We start from the raw sequence: 1,222 nt of genomic DNA, 5'->3' as shown, positions 1-1,222 counted from the left end.
CTGTAGATTCAATCTGTCAATGCAACACCCCTTTCAATTATCTCTTTCGGTGTTTTGAACTTCAGTGTCTTTCTCGGTCTGTTGTTTAGCTGAGCAGCAACCAGATCTAGTTCATGTTGAGTATATTGGGCAAGACATGTCTTTTTAGGAAAGTACTGCCGAATTAGCCCATTTGTGTTCTCATTTGTTCCCCGCTGCCAAGGACTCTGAGGATCGCAGAAGTAAACTTTAACGCCGGTGCTGACAGTAAATTCTAGATGTCTGGCCAGTTCCATTCCTCTGTCCCATGTCAGTGATTTTCTGAGTTCTGACGGTAAACTCAGGAATTTGTCGGTAAGAGCCTGATTTACTGAGACAGAATCTTTGCCCCTGAGTCTAAGGATGATCGTATAACGTGATTTTCGGTCTACAAGTGTGGCTATATGAGAGTTTTTTGTACCTGAGACTAAATCGCCCTCCCAATGCCCCAGAGAGCGTCTGTTATCGATATTTCGGGAACGTTCGTGAATTGGTGTTCCGTTCACTATGTTAATCGTACCTCTTTCGCCTTTGCGGGTATGACGCCTGCCATGGCGAAGGCTATGCGACCGTCGCAGATGCTGTATATTCAGGTGGTGTAGCGCTTCACGGCTACGAAAGTACAGCGTTTTATAAATTGTCTCAGGTGATATTCGCAGCGTTTTTTGACGTGGTTTTGTTCGCCTTAACCATCCTGATATTTGCTCTGGAGACCATTTCATCTCCAGCTTTTCCAGAACAAGCTTTCGCAATGGTAAATTTTGATCCAGTAAGCACGGTTTTGGCCTTTTCGCCATTCTGTTGGCTCGGTTATTAGCATCAACAGCTTTGTAATAGCGTCTGCCCCGATTACGCTGAACTTCACGTGAGATCGTCGAAGGACTGCGATTCAGCGCAGTAGCTATCGCACGAATGCTCATTTTGGCTGACAAACCAGCTCGTATCTCCTCGCGCTCAGACAGTGTCAGGTGAGCTACAGCCCGCTTACGCTCATGGGGTTTTATGCCGCCAGTATCCCTTAACATAGTGAAGATCGTTCCGGGTTTTGAACCCAGGATATTCGCTATTTCACTGAAGCCTGTTCCGTTCTTCCATAGTTCAAAAACAGAGGCTTTTTCCTCTGCTGTAAATGTTCGTCTCATTCAAAAAACCTCCGCAACCCCATGTTTTCACATAACTGTTGCGTTGACCAATTGAATCTACA

General features: G+C 45.6%; 1 protein-coding gene. It reads right to left on the bottom strand.

The window, feature by feature from the left end:
* Positions 1–8: 8 nt before the first annotated feature.
* Entirely contained in the window at positions 9–1,160 is a 1,152-nt protein-coding gene (locus ACHHZ6_RS24690; protein WP_001254932.1) for an IS30-like element IS30 family transposase, read from the bottom strand.
* Between the last annotated feature and the right edge of the window lie 62 nt (positions 1,161–1,222).

The organism is Enterobacter cloacae complex sp. 2024EL-00214 (assembly GCF_043945575.1).
Classification (GTDB): Bacteria; Pseudomonadota; Gammaproteobacteria; order Enterobacterales; family Enterobacteriaceae; genus Enterobacter; species Enterobacter cloacae_P.
This window is presented reverse-complemented; position numbering and strand designations above follow the sequence as displayed.

What these genes read in the sequence shown, in the direction of transcription:
- ACHHZ6_RS24690 (WP_001254932.1), bottom strand. Translation starts at nt 1,160, where the DNA reads ATGAGACGAACATTTACAGCAGAGGAAAAAGCCTCTGTTTTTGAACTA.